The following is an 18,315-nucleotide window of genomic DNA, read 5'->3' on the forward strand; positions in this document are numbered from 1 at the left end:
CTACATATTGGTATAGACGTAACTGAAAGCAAAAGGAGTCACGAATTTAAAAATTTGTTGAATTTTATGTAAGTCATTTAGTAATTGCCTTCGCCAAACGCCCCAATCTATTGTCTCTAACAAACTGACGTACAAGCACTCGAGAACACCAGCATAGAAAAGAGATAAATGTAAAAAAGTTTTCAAATATAACAACTGAAACGTAAAGGAACTGATCCCAACTTTGTCTAATAAACTGAAGGGGAAGGTTGAGTTTATAATTATCTTTGTCAAATTTAATTTTTCTAAAGGGAAATGCTAGGGAGAAGGAAAAGATAGAGGTGAAATAATAAATGAGGGGGAAAAGTGTTTGGATAATAGAGAAGCGCTAGGTTACATGTTATTAGCATGTAAAGAGTTAGGTTATTCTAAATCACAAGTGAGACTGTTACTAAGAGAAATGAGTTATATGATTTTGACAAAGACTGTTGAAGACACAGAGGGAGCTCATGAATGGTACACTCATTTGGTGGAAAATGAGCATGAGTAAGGACTTAGTGTAGAGGTGCTGATAAAGATTGATGGTTAATTTCGGGCCAAAAATAGAGGGTGGAATGAATTTTATAAGAGAGTCTATTTGCTCGTTCCATTCATTCCATTTTTTGATTTTTTCAGTTCCTGAATGGCATTTAACACAGATAAAGTACAAGATACAGGCGTGGAAAAAAAGGTAAGACAAGCCTATGTTTCCTTTTTCCCACAGATCCCATAAAAAAAGATGTTTGTAATATCTTCGGTTAGCGGTAAGATTTTTTGGTATACCTCTTCCTGTTGCATATAATCTTTTAACATTTTTATATAAAACAAAATGGCTTCGTGGGATAGGTTTTGATCTATATAGCCCTGTTTCTTGCCATCTTCAATTAATTCCTTAAAATAAGGGATCGTCTTTTCAATATATATCTTTTCTATATAATTACCCTCTGTTGTATATTCTTTCATCATAAACTGATAGAATTCTTGATGGATTTGAGTGCTAACCTCTTTTTTCGCAAAGATTAGTTTATTAATTTTCTCCGGAAAAGGTAAGTCACTATATATGATTTGTTCAAAATCAGTCGCTGCTTTGTCGACATAATAAATAAAGACATCTTGGATTAGCTTATGCTTGCTTTCAAAGTAGTTATAGATTGTAACTTGCGAAACGTTTGCTTTCTTGGCAATTTCAGATATGGAGACTTTTTGAATGCCATATTCCATAAATAAGGCGAGGGCTGCCTCTAAAATATTATTCTTTTTTAATTCCCTACGTCGTTGAAACCCATCCATTTATGTCACCTCAATGTAAGTGTAATAAAAATTTTGAAATAAAACAAATGAAATATTTCATAAGTATATTGTAAAGTAAACAAAATATATATATTATGAACTATATAAGTTAAAAAATTTCATAACTAGCTAAATAATATGAACCAACGTATTCCAGGAAGGTAAGAGGAGGCATCGCCCATGACGATATTAAGAACAACGGATTTAACGAAGAAGTTTGGGAATTTCAAAGCTTTAGATGGTGTAAATATGGAAGTGAATGAAGGCGAAATTTACGGTTTCATTGGTCCAAATGGAGCTGGAAAATCCACTACTATTCGTGTTTTGCTAGGTGTCTTGAAAGCAACAGAGGGAGAGGCAAAGATCTTTGGCTTGGATGCTTGGAAGGATGCAGTTGAAATTCATAAGCGAGTAGCGTATGTACCAGGTGATGTAAACTTATGGCCTAACCTTACTGGTGGTGAAGTCATTGATTTATTTATGAAGCTTCGCGGAACAACAAATAAAAATCGCCGTGAAGAATTAATCGAGCTATTTAAATTGGATCCTACGAAAAAATGTAGAACGTATTCCAAAGGTAATCGGCAGAAAGTGGCGCTAGTTGCTGCCTTTGCCTCTGATGCGGATTTATATATCTTTGATGAACCAACCTCTGGACTTGATCCGTTAATGGAGAATATATTCCAAAACCGTGTGAATGAGGCGAAAAGAGAAGGGAAAAGTGTACTACTGTCGAGTCATATTTTATCAGAAGTCGAGAAGTTATGTGATAAAGTGGGCATTATTCGAGAAGGAAGGATTATTGAGACAGGTACATTAAAAGAACTCCGTCACTTAACAAGAACGCAATTACTTGTCGAAACGAAACAACCTATCTTGTCATTAAATGAATTAAAAGGTGTCTATGACATTGAAAAGAAAGGGGAGGGGCTTTCTTTTCAAGTTGATGGGGAAGAATTAGATTCCGTTATGAAGCATGTTAGTCAGTTTGGTTTAATTAAACTAGAAAGCTCACCTCCGACTTTAGAAGATTTATTCATGCGTCATTATGAAGGATCAGGGACCGCTTCAAACAATGGAGTGGGAGGTGTCTAGAATGTGGAAGGATCTATTCAATCAAACAGGAGTACTTACTCGTCTCGTTATTAAAAGGGATCGGGTACGACTTCCTATTTGGTTAATTGCAATCAGTTTTATTACGGTTATTACAACTTCGTCCTTTACTGGTTTATATCAAACTGAACAAGAGCGACAAGTGATTGCAGAAACAATGAAAAACCCTGCGATGATTGCCATGGTTGGTCCAGGTTATGGATTAGACAATTACACTTTAGGAGCCATGTTAGCCCATCAGATGTTATTATTTACGGCAATCGTTGTAGCCATTATGAGTATTTTACTTGTTACAAGGCATACACGTGCCGATGAAGAAGAGGGGCGTATTGAGCTTATTCGATCATTGCCTGTTGGTAAATTATCAAATATTACTTCTTCAGTACTTGTGGTATCGGGTGCTAATGTTATTTTAGCTTTACTAACGGGTTTTGGGTTGTTTGCCTTGCAAATTGAAAGCATCGATTTACAAGGTTCTCTCCTTTATGGAGCTGCATTAGGGGCCACTGGTATCTTTTTTGCCAGTGTTACTGGAGTGTTTGCACAGCTTTCGGAAAATTCAAGAGGAGCGATTGGTCTATCTTTTGCGGTATTAGGTGGTGCTTACTTATTACGTGCAGTAGGTGATGTTAGTAATGAGGTTCTTTCTTGGTTTTCACCACTCGGATGGATTGTAGGAACGCAAGCCTATGTGAACAATTATTGGTGGCCGATTATTTTAACTTTGGGTGTGGCCACGGTACTGCTGTTCATTACATTATATTTAAATACGATCCGTGATTTAGGAGCAGGGTTCATCCATTCTAAGCCAGGTAATAAACATGCATCACGTTTTTTGCAAAGTCCATTTGGTTTGGCTGTTAGATTACAGCGTACGAGTATAATAGCTTGGGCAATTGGGATGTTTATTTTAGGCGCTTCGTATGGTTCGGTATTTGGGGATTTAGAATATTTCTTTGAAAGTAATGAAATGATGGCAGAGTTTTTAAATCCAGTTGAAGGGTTTTCATTAATTGACCAATTTTTACCGATGTTAATGTTAATTATATCAATTATATGTACTGTTCCAGCCCTTCTTTTTATACTAAAGCTTAGAAACGAAGAAAAAAAGGATATGACCGAACATATTTTAGCTAGAGCTGTATCACGTACGAAATTAATGGGGAGCTATTTGTTAGTTTCGCTTATTTTTGGAACAATGGTCGTATTTCTTGCTATCCTTGGTTTATGGTTTGCTGGGGATTCGGTAATGGAGGAAACGATATTGTTTTCTTCGGTCTTTAATGCAGGTATCGTTTATTTACCTGCGATGTACGTTATGATTGGGCTTGCCGTACTGTTAATAGGCTTTTTCCCAAGACTCACTAGTATAACATGGTTGTATTTAGGGTATTCGTTCTTTGTCGTTTATTTAGGAGCTTTACTTCAATTTCCAGAGTGGATGGAGAAAATATCACCTTTTGCTCATGTTCCACAAATTCCAGTAGAAGACATGGAGATTTTACCTATAGTTATTATGGGATTTTTAGCTGGAGTTCTTTTTGTCTTAGGGCTGTTTGGATATAACAAACGAGATATAGAAGGATAAAAAGATAGGAGAGTCTTTCGGGTATTGTTACATTGGGAGGCTCTTCGTTTATGGAGAAGCGGTCAAGAAAAAAAGCGCTTTATTTGCGCCCCTGCCACCATGTGGATTCTCCTAATAAACCTTTATAAGTGTTACTTTCAACTTTTTCCATTTTTGGCATACATTCTGAACAATATTTCGTTTGATCTTTGTTAGGTTGGACTATTAAGTCTCTTCCACATTGACTGCAAAAAAAGGGTGAATTCATCATTTTATCGCTCACCAGCCTTTCTTATTAATCATAAATACGCTTTGAACTGATCATAAAGAACAGCTACTTTTATTGTTCATTATTGTATGCAAAAAAGTAAGGAAAGGTTTTTTGATGAAAAGAAAGCTAGTCTATAAAAAATAAAAACTACCATATCGTTTTAATATGGTAGCTTCACTTCGTTATTTATAAACTTTTACGTTAACTTCTTGAACACCATAGTTGATGGCATCTTGCTTATCTGGGATGAAAATATCAATTTTGTTTCCTTGGATAGCACCACCAGTATCGCCAGCGATCGCTTCTCCGTAACCTTCCACGTATACTCTTGATCCTAATGGGATTACATTTGGATCAACCGAAATTACTTTTTTATCTGGGTTATCTTTTAAATTTATTCCAGTCGATGTTATTCCAGAGCAACCCTCACAAGATGCAGTATAAGCAGTTGCTGTCATCGTAAGCTCCATAGCTACACCATCTTCTGTGGTATTGTATTACTAGGTGCTTCTTCTTCTTCTTTTACAGGCTCGTCCACCTCTGCTGCAGCTTCTTGGGCTGGCTCTTGCTCTTGACTAACTGGCTCTTCAGCTTTTTTATCTTGAGCAGTTGCGATTTCTTTATTTAGATTGACGGTATTTTCATTAACATTCGCAGTTTCATTTACAGATGTACTTTCTGGTTGAGCTTCATTGGTAGAAGTCCTTTGTGTACTTCGTTGTTGTGGATTTCCTTTTAAATACACGGTTAGAGTATCGCCAGCTAAGATGAAATCGGCATCTTTAATTTGATTCCATTCTTGTAAAGCATGATAAGAGATTCCTTCATACTGTGTGGCAATTTCAGATAATGTGTCGCCTCTTTCAATAAGATATTCTTCGGTCAGGGCTACTTTTAAACGATCCTCTGGATAGATAATGTCACTAGTAAGTCCATTCCATTCTTTTAAATCTTCTACTAATATATCATTTGCTTTGGCAATTCCCCACAACGTATCACCTTTTTCAATGATAACTTCTTTAGCTGATGTACTAGCTCCGAAACTAAAAGTGCCATAGATTGCAGCTGCTGTAACTAAAGAAACAATACTCTTTTTCATATGCTACCTCCAAATATTTGTTGTTACTACCTTTGGTGGTTTTTATGATAGCACAAAAAAATCTAGGACAAAGAACAAGCTAATAACAATTCCTTTACACGAATAACGGTCGTATGAACAAACGATTACTTGATATCGTAAACTCCTCTAAAAAAGTAAAATGTTGTGTAAAAGGTATGAAATTTACACTGATTGTTCTTTTTTCTCTTCAATGAAATATCTTCTATATTGGAAGGGAATGGTCGATTATTATAGGAATAGCTTAATTATTCTTAGGAAAACAAGAGCAATAAACAAGATCAATAGACAAAACGGGTAAGGTGGGAGATAGTTTTGGGAATAATTCTTGCGGTTTGTCTCAGCCTTTTCATGGTGTTTAGTAGTTTACTTATTTTAAGAGTTTATTTTCAAAGAAGAATCGTTAATAGAAGTAAACAGCTTGTAGATGGTGGTGGAGTTAGTCAGTTAGAAAAATTATATATTGGTGGGACTAAACAGTATATTTTAATAGAAGGAAAGAGAAAGGATTTACCGTTATGTTTATTTTTGCATGGTGGACCTGGAGCTCCCTTTCCTTTTGGTGTTAGTTCGCGAAGCTTGTTTCCTGAAGTAACTGAAAGTTTTTTAGCAGTTTACTATGATCAAAGGGGAGCGGGAAAGACTTATTCTAAAGACATAGACCCTGTTTCAATGAAAATAGAACAATTTTTAGCTGACATCATTGAAATCGTTGATTATTTAAGAGGAAAATTTAATCAAAATAAAGTTTTTTTAGTAGGTATGTCATGGGGGACTGTACTTGGCACGGAATTAGCCCAGCGGCATCCAGAAAAAATTCACGCGTATGTTGGAATATCTCAAGTTGTTCATGACACAGAGTCTCAAAAGCTAGCTAAATCTTGGTTAATAGAATTGGCTAAATATGCAGGAGATCTTAAGGCACTAAAGGTAATTGACGAAATTGGAGACGCGCCGTTTTTGGGAGAGCAGGATGAACAGCTTGATAAATTAATTTCTAAGTACAAAGGTGATCTTTATGAGGATAAAAATATAAAGAGGCCTAATCTCTTTAACCTTGTAAGGGGAGCTTTTATATCCCCCGACTATACTCTAGCCGATATTTGGAAAGCACTTATCTCTGGGGCTAAATTTAGTTTAGTTGAAAGTAAAGCATTACAAGCAGAGATTTGTAAAAAAAATTACTTGAAAACAATCACAACATTCGATATTCCCATCTACATCATCCAAGGAAAACACGATAAAACAACAAACTATCAGCTAGCGAAGCAATTTTACGACCATATTGAAGTACCAACAGGAAAGGCATTTATTACTTTAGAGCAGTCTGCGCATTATCCGAACCGTGATGATTTCCAATTAATAATTAATAAGTTAGTTGAGGTTTCTTCATTTCAAAATAAAAGTAAGAATAAATAGAGTTAACTTTTAATTGTCTAGAACTCCTGTGAATAACAAGGGGAGTTCTAGCTTTTTTATGAAATTAAACCCACTAAGTAACAAAAGAAGGGAACAAGGGTTAACGAATATAAAAAATCTGGTCTCTCGATTAAGAGACCAGATTTTAATCACTTATTTTATTACTTTAAGAAAGAACGGAGCATCCAGTTATGCTTTTCTAATGACTGATGAACGGCAAGAAGCATGTCAGCTGTTGTTTCGTCGCCAAGTGTGTCAGCTGCTTCCATTCCTTCTTTTAATTCATCAATTAATGTATCAAAATCTTGAATGATCGATGATACCATATCGTCAGCCGTTTCATTACCAGTTGCTTCTGAAACAGATGCTGTTTCTAAGTATTCTTTCATCGTAGCAACAGGTTGTCCTTTTAGTGCTAATAATCTTTCTGCTAATTCATCGATATGTAGAGCAGCCTCATTATAAAACTCTTCGAACTTGTCATGTAATGTAAAGAACTGAGGCCCTTTAACATACCAGTGATAATTATGAAGCTTAACGAATAATACACTCCAGTTTGCAATTTGCTTATTTAATATTGCGGATACTTTTTCTTGTGTCATGGTCTATCATCCTTTCAATTGTCGTCACACCTTACTATTTCCCATCTTAGCGAATAAATAAACCAAATTCTACAATGTTTCTGTGAATTATTTTCCAATTATGTGACGATTGAACATTGAAAGCTGCCACCATGAACTTGAGTAAACATATTTCCAACCGATTGAAGCAATTGTTCGCATTCATCCTGATCCATCGATGGCTGGAGATAGACGAGATGAAGGGCAGCGGTGGTCGCTTCAGATACAATCGAGCGTTTTGAATCGACAATGGGACTGCCAAAAGCACCTTTCTCATCAGCTGATAGAAGTTTCCCTTCCATATTATTCTCACGTCCATTAATTCCTAGGTAACGATCTTCTTGAGTACCTATACGGATAAAAACAGGATTACCTATTGCACTTAAATCATATATACCAAAAGGAATTTGATGACGTAAGGAGAGAAAATTATTGAGATCAACAGCAGAATTAACGGAAGGTAAGAAATCGTTCTTTTTAATTCTTCGTAAAAGAGCTTCGAATGACGGTCGGTAACGGCCAGGATCAATACCTAGGGTTTTAAAAGTGCGTCTCCATTCAGAAATACCTTGAAAGTCGCTTAACTCCTTATTTTCCAGCTGAATAGCTAATTCTTCTTGAAAAAAGCGTATTCGCCCTTTTAACATTTGCGGAGTATCAGAAACGACAATTGAATGATAGGTAATAGCCCCGATACTGAATTGAGGTATAAGGCTTTTAACTTCCTCGTTTATTGTAAGCTGCACCATATCTTCCAAAAGAACACCTCTTTATTTTTAGTTTTCATTTAGTGTAGCATATAATTGATGTAACTTAGAAAGAAAGGGTTTTTTATATGGCATATGCCCAGTTAAAAGATGAAATTATTGCATATAGTAAAAGTATTGACATAGATAAAATTGGCTTCACTAGTGCTAATCCATTTTTAACATTGAGAGAAAGACTAACAACCCATCGTGAATCAGGGTACGAATCTGGATTTGAAGAGCCTGACCTAGATAAAAGAGTTGACCCAAAAAATATTATGTCTGAAGCTAGGTCTATTATTTCAATTGCATTAGCGTACCCTTCAAAAATGAAGGATCCCCCTAAAAGTAAGAAAGGGGAGAGGCGAGGAGTTTTTTGTAGAGCATCGTGGGGGAAAGATTATCATCATATCTTAAGAGAAAAGCTTCAACTATTAGAACAGTTTATTTTAAAAAAAGTACCTAATGCTCACATTACATCCATGGTAGACACAGGAGAACTTTCAGATCGAGCAGTAGCTGAAAGAGCGGGCATTGGATGGAGCGGAAAAAATTGTGCCATTATTACCCCAGAGTTTGGTAGCTATGTATACCTAGGGGAGTTAATTACATCTATTCCATTTTTACCTGATACACCACTTGAGGAGCAATGTGGTTCATGTACTCGATGTATAGATGCTTGCCCAACAGGTGCACTCGTTCAAGGTGGGCAGCTTAATTCTCAAAAATGTATTGCGTACCTTACACAAACAAAAGACTTTTTACCTGAACGGTTTCGAACTAAATTAGGAAATCGTTTATATGGGTGTGATACGTGTCAACAAGTTTGTCCAGAAAATAAAGGAAAAGATTTTCATATTCATGGAGAAATGGAGCCTGATCCAGAAATTGCAAAACCGCTTCTTTTACCGTTGTTATCGATGAGTAACCGAGAATTTAAAGAACGGTTTGGTCATGTATCAGGAGCATGGAGAGGTAAAAAGCCAATTCAAAGAAATGCTATTATCGCATTAGCACACTTTAAAGAAACTGAAGCAATTGACCCTTTAACTGAATTAATGAAGAAAGATCCTCGCCCTGTAATTCGTGGAACTGCAGCCTGGGCACTAGCAGTTATTGGAGGCAAATCTGTAGAAAAACAGCTGAAACAGGCGAAAGACCAAGAAAAAGACACGGATGTTATAGATGAGATAAATAGAGGGCTAAATATCATCTCTCAAGAGCTCTGACGTTCGTGGAAAAGATTTTGTTTATTCAGTAAGATAGGTACAAGACTGGAGTTGGAAGGAAGGGATAACATGTCGGCTCAGTCAACGGTGTATTATGATGAAATGGAAAGTCCAATTGGGACGCTAACAATTTCTGCAACTGAACGAGGCGTATGTCATATCCACTTTGGTACATCGGAACATAGTATACCGACCCTTAAAGCGTGGATGAAAAAGCAAGGAATTAAAGGAGAACTTGAACAAAATAAAGAAAAGATTTCTCCAATTATTGAACAGCTAACTCAGTACTTTGTAGGTGAACGTCACGACTTTCAACTTCCGATCGATCTTTATGGAACTGGTTTTCAAAAGAAAGTTTGGGAAGCACTTAGAAACATAGGGTATGGAGAGACACGATCATATAAGCAGATTGCACAAGAAATTGGCGCTCCTAAAGCAGTTCGAGCAATTGGGGGAGCAAATAACCAAAACCCTATTCCAATCATTATTCCATGCCACCGTGTAATCGGTAGCAACGGAGCTATGGTAGGGTACGGTGGAGGACTAGATAAAAAAGAAATTCTCCTACAAATGGAAGGTGCAATTGAAAAAATTTCATAAAGCCTAGGGAGACAGGAGATGATCCTGTCTTTTTTGTCTTTTATAGGTATTGGTCAACCGTTTAATTCCTAAAGGATTTCAAGGCTATCCACTTCAAGTGTTCTTTCTTTTCTTAGTAATGAATATGGATCTTCTGTAAGGAAAAATGATTTAAGGAGGGACTGCTCCTAATGACAGATCACTATGAACAGCTGAAACACTTGATTGAGAAAAGAAATTACATGTTTGTAGATAGTAAACGAAATGAGGATGTAATCATCTCAGAAATTGACAAGAAGTGTCTAGATCGAAAATTAACTAGCTTACATTCAAGAGATAGTGAACTAGTTAATTCAACCGTCAATGCACAGGTACTTGGGCAACAAACTTACGATCACGAAACTAAAGTAGAATATGCTCTACACTATCAACAATCGATTAAACAACGAAGGAATTTTTATATAGAGGAATCTATTCAACACCGAATTGCCACTTTTAATGGCAATGAATTAATGGATGACGTTGAAATAATACCCTCTAATGTAGAAGAAACAACCCCGAATCTTGAGCGGATACCAGATGTTGAGGAATCAGAAGAGCGCTGGAACTATGACAGGAGAGAAGCAGTACGTTATGCTGAACGATGGTGGAACGATTACAACCCAGAATTTCGTAAGTTTACGGATAACTGTACAAATTTTATCTCACAATGCTTAAGAGCTGGAGGCGCCCCTATGGTTGGGAACCCTAATCGGTCAAGAGGATGGTGGTATCAAAACAAGAACTGGAGCTACAGTTGGTCTGTTGCTCATTCCATGCGCTGGCATTTAAGTGGTGCAAAATCTGGCTTAAGGGGAAAAGAAATGCCGTCAGCTAGTGAACTGTCTCCAGGTGATGTGATTTGTTATGATTTTAATGGTGATGGTAGATGGCAACATACTACAATTGTTGTTGCTAGAGACGAGAATGGTGAACCACTTGTCAATGCACAAACTACAAATAGTCGAATGCGCTATTGGAAATACGAGGATTCAACAGCCTGGACGCCTAACATCAAATATAAATTTTTCAGAATTACTTAGTCATATGAATGAACTAGGTACCTCAAGAAAACTTTTGGGGTATCTTTTTTTTGTCTGAGTATTTTTCTCAATAGTGGTGTTTGCAATGGGGTATGGGAATATAATAAGTATCCTAATTCTTTTCTTCCCCAAACTAAATGGTATAATAATTCATAGCAAATTAAATTTAATTGAGGTGTACATAAATTGGGATTACATATTGTATTATATCAGCCTGAAATTCCAGCAAATACTGGGAATATTGCTAGAACATGTGCGGGAACAGATACTTCCTTACATTTAATTCGTCCATTAGGTTTCTCAACCGATGATAAAATGCTAAAACGAGCAGGATGCGATTACTGGCCTAATGTAAAAATAAATTATTATGACTCTATGGATGAATTATTTAATACATTCCCAGCAGGTCTTTTTTATTTTATTGAAACTGTTGGAACAAAAAATTATAGTGAATTTGACTATAGCGATGAAAGCAAAGACATCTTTTTTGTTTTTGGTCGTGAAACGACTGGATTGCCAAAAGAATTATTAGAGGAACGAAAGGATTATTGTCTACGTATTCCACAAAATGAAAAAATACGTTCTTTAAATCTTTCGAATACTGCAGCTATCGTTATATATGAAGCGATCCGCCAGCAAGGGTTTCGTGGGTTAGTGTAATTTATAACTTCAATAATAAGTGAATATAACATAGACCAAAAATAGACCTATCCTCAAAATGAGAATAGGTCTATCTTAGGTAAGTATTAATTTTTGTGAGGCTTTTCTTCGTAACCAGCAGTGAAGATAGCTGAAAGAAATGCTACACAAACGCCTAGAATAAGTAGTAAGCCCATTGTAGATTTTCCTCCTTAAAAGCAATCAAACCTATTTCCTTATTATAATGTATCATAATCGTGTTGTGAATGTATGTAGCTAAGTTTTCTTCGAAAGAAATATGATTTTTCTATGAACTGTCCATTAATTTCTATAATTGACATACTTTTGTGTATAATAGGAGAGTAAAAATAAAGGAGGGACCAATATGTATGTAGTAATGAATGAGCTTCACGTACCGAAAGAAGCAAAGCAACATTTAGCAGATCGTTTTGGAAAAAGTTCTGAGAATATGAAAAATGTTCCTGGCTGTTTAGAATTTTTATTTTTAGACAATGAAACAGAAGAAGGTAAACAAGTTGTGTTTACGAAGTGGGAATCAAAAGAAGATTATGAGGCATGGTTACATAGTGATGCATTTAAACGTGCTCATCAGGAAAAGCGTGAATCAAAAGAAAAAGGCCCAGCTACAGGAAATGAATTAAACGCATATCGTGTTATTCACCACACATAAAGGTACAATGTTTTAGTCAGGCACCAGTTTATCTGGTAGCCTGACATTTTGTTTATTGGTGATCATTCATTAGAGAGTCAAGGCAGCAAAAGATTAGGAGAGTTATTTTTTATGAAAAATAAGTATATTACGAGCCACTTTCCCTTGTTTTCAATCTTAATTTATAGTACTTCGATCGCCCTTTTTACGGAAGGATTTATTGTTAATCAACTTGAGATATTAGGTATATATGATGGGATGATGCAATTTTTCTCTGAGAGTGGAATTAAAATAACGTTATTATTTTTATTATTACTATTTTTCTTTATGGTATTTTCGGCTTTAAAATTGATTGCTGATACAGTAGTTCAGCTGTCTTTGTTATTTTTTTCTCAGGATGAAAAAGGTGATGAACTAAACAAAATCCGTTCGGGTACTTGGATATACTTAATATCTAGTCTGATTGCACTTATCTTTTTTCATTCTATCGTAGTAATTATTATAGTTTTTGTTACAGCTACCTTTTTCTATTTTGTATTCTTTTTATATAAATTAAGTCATTCCTTAACACCACTACATATGTTTGGGTTGATTATGTTTCACTTACTATTTTGGTTTACTTTTATTATTAGTGTTGCTTATGCAACGTTAAAGCTTTATAACAGCTTTATTGCCAGTTTACCCTTATAAAAATTCGAGTTAAAATAAAAAGCAGTTCCATAACGTCGAGATTATTAAATTAAACAGCCGTTTCTCCACGAAATCGGAACGGAAAAACTTACTTTGATAGTGGGGGATGAAGGAAAACCCCCACTCAAAAAAAGTTTCACTTTATATTACGCATAATATCTCTCCAAATTACTATGTGTGGACCCCTACTATAAATCGATTGAAGGGAGGAAGGCTGATCTTTTCCTACCCACACACCCGCAGTGTAATCGTCTTTGATGCCGACAAACCAAATGTCATGAAATGAATTTGTAGTCCCCGTTTTTCCACCGATATATGTGCTTGGTTGATTTGCTCTTTTACCAGTACCTTCAGTTACTACTTTATTAAGGAGAACCTTCATTTGTTGATTGACACTCGAGTTCCATAAATGCTGCGGAGTTTCATTCCATTCATATAGAACATTTCCTTTAAGGTCTGTAACTCTTCGTATGCCATAAGAACTTTGGTATATTCCATCATTCGCAAAAGTCGTATACGCTTTCGTTAACTCAAGAGGTGACATCCCGTTTGTAAATCCACCGAGCGCAGCAGATAAACGATAATCATTAGGAATTAAACGACTGAAACTGAATTTATCTAAATAGCGAAAAGATGTATCAACTCCAGTTCTATCAAGAATTCGAACAGCAGGAGTATTATAGGAATGCTTAAAGGCAGTTTCAAGCGAAACAATACCGTACTGAGCCCCACCAAAATTTTTCGGACAATAATCTTTCTTACAAAAGTTATCAGCATTCACTGAACTTTGATTAGAAACGCTATGTTCAGCAATATAAGGAGCGTAAACGAGCAAAGGCTTTATTGTTGAGCCAGGTTGTCTAAATGCTTGATAACCACGGTGGAAATCAAACTTTTTATAATTTCGGCCGCCAGTGATGGCAACAATCTCTTTTGTTGGGTGGTGAATGATGACAGCTGAACTCTGTATATCGTTATTTGGCAAATTTCTTTCGGTCGCTTCAATTGATTTGCGCTGAAGATCAGGGTCCAAAGCGGTTTCAATTCGAATACCTTTCTCGTACATCTTTTGGACTCGTTCGTCCAACTTTTGTTGTACAGCTCGTTTACTTTCGGAAGTAGCATTTTCTAGTTGCTGTTTGTACCCTTCTTTATAGGCAATAAGCTGGGTTAGTTCATAGTGTATATACGTGACATAGTCAGGATAGAGATCAACTTTCTTCGATAATGCTAATTGAATTGGTTCATCAATTGCTTTTTCATACTCTTTTTGACCAATGGCTTCTGCTTCTAACATTTTTTCTAAAATCCATTGTTGCCGTAGTTTAGTATTTTGGCTGTTTTTGACTGGATTGTAGTGAGATGGGTTATTCGGTATCGCACATAAAAATGAAATTTCAGCTAGAGTTAATTCATTACTCGGTTTACTAAAATAATAGTGGCTGGCAGCTTCAAAACCGTATACACCATTGTGAAAAAAGATGGTGTTAATATAAAGCTCAATAATTTTTTCTTTAGTATACAATTGCTCAAGTTTGTAAGCATATAATAGTTCACTAAGTTTTCTGTCATAAGTTTGGTCATGGGATAGAAATAAATTTCGAACAAGCTGTTGCGTAATAGTACTTGCGCCTTCTTCAATACTATTATTCTTATAATTTGTTATAAAAGCCCTTACGATCGATGCAGGGTCATATCCTCTATGCTCAAGAAATCGCCTGTCTTCTGTTGCAATAAATGCATTAATAACGGTTTGGGGGATGTCTTCAAAAGGTAAGTAAATACGATTTACAGCTTGATATACTTCTGAAATTAAATTTCCATGGCGATCATACATGTAGCTATTAGTTGATAATTGAACTTCTTTTATTTTAATGTGTTCATCTAAAACGGATTGGATTGACTGTATATTGGACATTTCATTCACAGTGTTAATCGTCATGAATGAGAAGATAACTAAAAGGACTGCGGTTAGAAATAAACCAGTTCCGATACGCATGTTGTTCACTCTTCTCTTTAGTGTTTTATCTTTCATATTTTATATGATTTAGGACTATGAAACTAGTTCTTTTAACGCAATCCGACAGTTTATTCTGTTTAGCTTGTACTAAGACTCCCACTTCAAGCCTTGGGGAAGCGACTAAGTGGTAGACGATGGAACACTCACTAAAATCGCCACTTCCTGTAGCGACGTGTGTGACCTACGTAGGGCACAGTAACAACCCAATTGGTTCAAATAATTTTCATTGAGGAGTGAGAAACCGCCCACTAAAAATTTTCACTTTATCTATCTTGTAAAAAGTATCCTACTTGTCAATGAATCTAGAATCAAGGGCATGATTATGTTATTGCGTGCATAGGATGAATTAACAACGGCAAATGTTTAGACTTGAGAGGAGGACCAAATATATGGATATTTTAGGTAGAATTAGGTACCACCGGGAAGAAGAAGAGAAACTACATTGGCGCGGTACATTTGCTGAGTACTTACAGATCATTAAGGAAAATCCACAGGTTGCTCAAACTGCACATTCTCGTGTTTACAATATGATTAAAGATGCAGGTGTTGAAGAAGAAAACGGCAAGAAAAAGTATAACTTTTTTAGTGATCAAATTTATGGGGTAGAAGAGTCGATTGAAAAGCTTGTAGAGGAATATTTTCATTCCGCCGCTAAGCGTTTAGATGTAAGAAAGCGTATTTTGCTATTAATGGGACCTGTAAGTGGTGGTAAATCGACGCTAGTTACAATGCTAAAACGTGGGTTAGAACAATATACACGTACAGATGCAGGCGCTGTCTATGCCATTGCTGGTTGTCCAATGCATGAGGATCCGCTTCATTTAATTCCACAGCATCTAAGAGGGGATTTCTATGAAGAGTATGGAATTAAAATAGAAGGGAATCTATCTCCTCTTAATATGATGAGGGTTGAAAAAGAATACGGTGGCCGAATTGAGGATGTTCTAATTGAAAGAATTTTCTTATCAGAAGATAGACGTGTTGGTGTTGGAACGTTTAGTCCTTCAGATCCAAAATCACAGGATATTGCAGATCTAACAGGAAGTATTGACTTTTCAACGATTGCTGAATATGGATCGGAATCTGATCCTCGTGCCTATCGGTTTGACGGGGAATTAAATAAGGCGAACCGAGGGATAATGGAGTTCCAGGAGATGTTAAAGTGTGATGAAAAGTTCTTATGGCACTTACTATCTCTTACTCAAGAGGGGAACTTTAAAGCCGGTCGATTTGCACTTATATCTGCAGATGAATTAATTGTAGCTCATACAAATGAATCAGAATACAAATCGTTTATTGCTAATAAGAAAAACGAGGCACTTCACTCTCGGATGATTGTAATGAAAATTCCGTATAATCTGAAAGTTAGTGAAGAAGAGCGAATTTATAAGAAAATGATAAAAGATAGCGATATTTCTAATGTACACATTGCACCACATGCTTTAAGAATAGCTGCGATCTTTACGATCCTAACAAGACTAAAAGAGCCTAAGAAACAAAGTGTTGATATTGTAAAGAAAATGAAGCTATATGATGGCGAAATTGTCGAAGGCTTTAACAATCAAGACTTAGAGGAGTTAAAGAAAGAGTATCCTGATGAAGGTATGACAGGAATCGACCCAAGATATGTCATTAATCGTATTTCCTCGGCAATTATTCGTAAGGAAATGACATCTATCAATGCATTGGATGTGCTAAGGTCTATTAAAGAAGGATTAGATCAACATGCTTCAATTTCGAAAGAAGACCGCGAGAGATATATTGACTTTATTTCGATTGCACGGAAAGAATATGATGACATTGCGAAAAAAGAAGTTCAAAAAGCATTTGTTTATTCGTATGACGAATCAGCGAAAACACTTATGGATAACTATCTAGATAATGTTGAAGCTTATTGTAATAAAAATAAGCTTTATGATCCATTAACAGGTGAGGAAATGTCACCAGATGAGAAGCTAATGCGTTCGATTGAGGAACAGATCGGAATTTCTGAAAATGCTAAAAAAGCGTTCCGTGAGGAAATTCTTATTCGTATTTCTGCTTATGCACGAAAAGGGAAGAAATTTGATTACAATTCTCATGAACGCTTAAGAGAAGCAATTCAGAAAAAGCTATTTGCTGACTTAAAAGATATTGTTAAGATTACAACTTCAACAAAAACTCCTGATGAGTCGCAATTGAAAAAAGTAAATGAAGTTATTGCAAGGTTAATAGATGAACATGGTTACAATTCCGTCTCGGCGAATGATTTACTTCGTTATGTAGGTAGTTTATTGAACCGATAGTTCAATAAAAAGACACCCTCAGTCAATAGTAGACTGGGGGTGTATACATTTTAATCATGATTTCTTTTATTTTAGTATAAAAAGACATAGGAGTATAAATGAAGGGGTTTTCGAGTTCTATTGGTGAATTAAACTGATCTTGGTTTTCATTAATACTAATAATATCAAATGAGTTATTTCCAGTGAGCTCATTGTTTACTGATTTTCGTATTTTCCCTTTATGAGACAAACCATTAGCCAGTTCATCGTAAGTGTCGTGACTTTCTTCGCCGTTAATAGTGAAACTTAATTTATAGCCATTAACTAGTGGGGCATTATAGACCGATTTCAGCATGGCTGTAAAGTAAATACTGTAGGTTTCACTTTCTAAGTAGCGGCTTGGAGGTGGCAATATGGTAACCGTTTGTTCATTATCATTAATAATTAAGCTGTCTACTTTATTTCCTATAGAATCAAGAACAAAGAGGGTGTTTGGAGCTATTGTATCAGGGTTGATTTGATCACTAAACGTAAATGTCCAAGTTTTATTATGAGGAACATCCTCATAATAGCCAAGAGACTCAAAAACAACGTCTTCATTAAAAATCCTTATTGTATCTCCTTGTTTATACTCAACTGGTAGCTGCTGTTTACTTTTTGTTATTTGATCAAATGGTTGCTTGGCTTCTAAAGGGTCTGGTTCAACTAGACGATAATAAATATCTAGAAATCCTTCGTAGTAGTTCCACTCACGAATATCAATCTTATAGTCTTCTGTTAGCTTCTCATCCCATTGGAGCGTGACTGTACTTCCGTTTATATCGTATGTAACGTTTTGTTTTGGTTTATTTTGAGCAGATGCTTCTGGAATAATTAGTGAAATAAAAAAGGTGAGAATTAGAAGCGTTACTGAACATTTTTTCATAGGAACCTCCAATTCTATAATGTTGCCATTATATATATTTAGCCATAAAAACTATC

16 protein-coding genes and 1 pseudogene are annotated in these 18,315 nt (G+C 35.8%); 11 read left to right on the forward strand and 6 right to left on the reverse strand.

Features of this window, described 5'->3' with window-relative positions; translation table 11 throughout:
* The first annotated feature begins 349 nt into the window (after positions 1 to 349).
* A complete protein-coding gene (locus GKP30_RS17475; RefSeq protein WP_216830754.1) occupies positions 350 to 529 on the forward strand; it encodes a hypothetical protein in 180 nt (59 codons plus the stop codon).
* 191 nt (positions 530 to 720) lie between these two features.
* Here GKP30_RS17475 and GKP30_RS17480 read toward each other — a convergent pair whose 3' ends face one another.
* Positions 721 to 1,308, reverse strand: coding sequence for a TetR/AcrR family transcriptional regulator (locus GKP30_RS17480; protein ID WP_216830755.1), 588 nt, complete (start codon positions 1,306 to 1,308; stop codon positions 721 to 723).
* A 180-nt stretch (positions 1,309 to 1,488) separates the two neighbouring features.
* Here GKP30_RS17480 and GKP30_RS17485 point away from each other — a divergent pair, with 180 nt between their 5' ends.
* Positions 1,489 to 2,403: an ABC transporter ATP-binding protein gene (locus GKP30_RS17485; RefSeq protein WP_216830756.1), complete on the forward strand. Its 915-nt coding sequence runs from the start codon at positions 1,489 to 1,491 to the stop codon at positions 2,401 to 2,403.
* Between the two features lies 1 nt (position 2,404).
* Positions 2,405 to 4,009 (forward strand): ABC transporter permease, encoded by a 1,605-nt coding sequence (locus tag GKP30_RS17490; RefSeq protein ID WP_216830757.1) that lies wholly within the window; start codon positions 2,405 to 2,407, stop codon positions 4,007 to 4,009.
* A gap of 432 nt (positions 4,010 to 4,441) precedes the next feature.
* On the opposite strand, the pseudogene GKP30_RS17500 reads toward GKP30_RS17490, so the two are convergent.
* Positions 4,442 to 5,358 (reverse strand): annotated as a pseudogene (locus GKP30_RS17500) (LysM peptidoglycan-binding domain-containing protein).
* Between the two features lie 333 nt (positions 5,359 to 5,691).
* Here GKP30_RS17500 and GKP30_RS17505 point away from each other — a divergent pair.
* The gene (locus GKP30_RS17505; RefSeq protein WP_216830760.1) at positions 5,692 to 6,795 is read left to right on the forward strand and encodes an alpha/beta hydrolase; all 1,104 of its coding nucleotides are present in this window, start codon (positions 5,692 to 5,694) and stop codon (positions 6,793 to 6,795) included.
* Between the two features lie 161 nt (positions 6,796 to 6,956).
* On the opposite strand, the gene GKP30_RS17510 is transcribed toward GKP30_RS17505, so the two are convergent.
* Positions 6,957 to 7,397, reverse strand: a complete 441-nt coding sequence (locus GKP30_RS17510) for a Dps family protein (protein ID WP_216830761.1) — start codon at positions 7,395 to 7,397, stop codon at positions 6,957 to 6,959.
* 98 nt (positions 7,398 to 7,495) lie between these two features.
* Positions 7,496 to 8,164 carry a B3/B4 domain-containing protein gene (locus tag GKP30_RS17515; protein WP_216830784.1) on the reverse strand — a complete coding sequence of 223 codons (669 nt, stop codon included), beginning with the start codon at positions 8,162 to 8,164 and terminating at the stop codon, positions 7,496 to 7,498.
* 86 nt (positions 8,165 to 8,250) lie between these two features.
* Here GKP30_RS17515 and queG point away from each other — a divergent pair, with 86 nt between their 5' ends.
* The 6 genes from queG (at position 8,251) to GKP30_RS17545 (ending at position 13,050) form a co-directional block, all read left to right on the forward strand.
* Positions 8,251 to 9,390, forward strand: coding sequence for a tRNA epoxyqueuosine(34) reductase QueG (gene queG / locus GKP30_RS17520; RefSeq protein WP_216830762.1), 1,140 nt, complete (start codon positions 8,251 to 8,253; stop codon positions 9,388 to 9,390).
* A gap of 69 nt (positions 9,391 to 9,459) precedes the next feature.
* Positions 9,460 to 9,990 (forward strand): methylated-DNA--[protein]-cysteine S-methyltransferase, encoded by a 531-nt coding sequence (locus GKP30_RS17525; RefSeq protein ID WP_216830763.1) that lies wholly within the window; start codon positions 9,460 to 9,462, stop codon positions 9,988 to 9,990.
* Positions 9,991 to 10,160: 170 nt separating this feature from the next.
* Positions 10,161 to 11,051 carry an amidase domain-containing protein gene (locus GKP30_RS17530; protein WP_216830764.1) on the forward strand — a complete coding sequence of 297 codons (891 nt, stop codon included), beginning with the start codon at positions 10,161 to 10,163 and terminating at the stop codon, positions 11,049 to 11,051.
* Between the two features lie 186 nt (positions 11,052 to 11,237).
* Positions 11,238 to 11,711, forward strand: a complete 474-nt coding sequence (gene trmL / locus GKP30_RS17535; protein ID WP_216830765.1) for a tRNA (uridine(34)/cytosine(34)/5-carboxymethylaminomethyluridine(34)-2'-O)-methyltransferase TrmL — start codon at positions 11,238 to 11,240, stop codon at positions 11,709 to 11,711.
* Positions 11,712 to 12,075: 364 nt separating this feature from the next.
* On the forward strand, positions 12,076 to 12,381 hold the full coding sequence (locus GKP30_RS17540; protein WP_216830766.1) for an antibiotic biosynthesis monooxygenase family protein: 306 nt from the start codon (positions 12,076 to 12,078) through the stop codon (positions 12,379 to 12,381).
* Positions 12,382 to 12,492: 111 nt separating this feature from the next.
* Positions 12,493 to 13,050 (forward strand): DUF5366 family protein, encoded by a 558-nt coding sequence (locus GKP30_RS17545; protein ID WP_216830767.1) that lies wholly within the window; start codon positions 12,493 to 12,495, stop codon positions 13,048 to 13,050.
* Between the two features lie 136 nt (positions 13,051 to 13,186).
* On the opposite strand, the gene GKP30_RS17550 is transcribed toward GKP30_RS17545, so the two are convergent.
* Positions 13,187 to 15,049: a transglycosylase domain-containing protein gene (locus GKP30_RS17550; protein WP_216830768.1), complete on the reverse strand. Its 1,863-nt coding sequence runs from the start codon at positions 15,047 to 15,049 to the stop codon at positions 13,187 to 13,189.
* A gap of 410 nt (positions 15,050 to 15,459) precedes the next feature.
* Between GKP30_RS17550 and GKP30_RS17555 the strand changes: the two genes are divergently transcribed.
* Complete coding sequence (locus GKP30_RS17555; RefSeq protein WP_216830769.1) at positions 15,460 to 17,355, forward strand: PrkA family serine protein kinase; 1,896 nt, start codon at positions 15,460 to 15,462, stop codon at positions 17,353 to 17,355.
* A gap of 22 nt (positions 17,356 to 17,377) precedes the next feature.
* Here the strand turns inward: GKP30_RS17555 and GKP30_RS17560 are convergent, their stop codons facing one another.
* Entirely contained in the window at positions 17,378 to 18,259 is an 882-nt protein-coding gene (locus GKP30_RS17560) for an Ig-like domain-containing protein (protein ID WP_216830770.1), read from the reverse strand.
* Positions 18,260 to 18,315 lie beyond the last annotated feature (56 nt).

The organism is Alkalihalobacterium elongatum (assembly GCF_019024285.1).
In the GTDB taxonomy this organism is placed as follows: Bacteria; Bacillota; Bacilli; order Bacillales; family Bacillaceae_F; genus Alkalihalobacterium; species Alkalihalobacterium elongatum.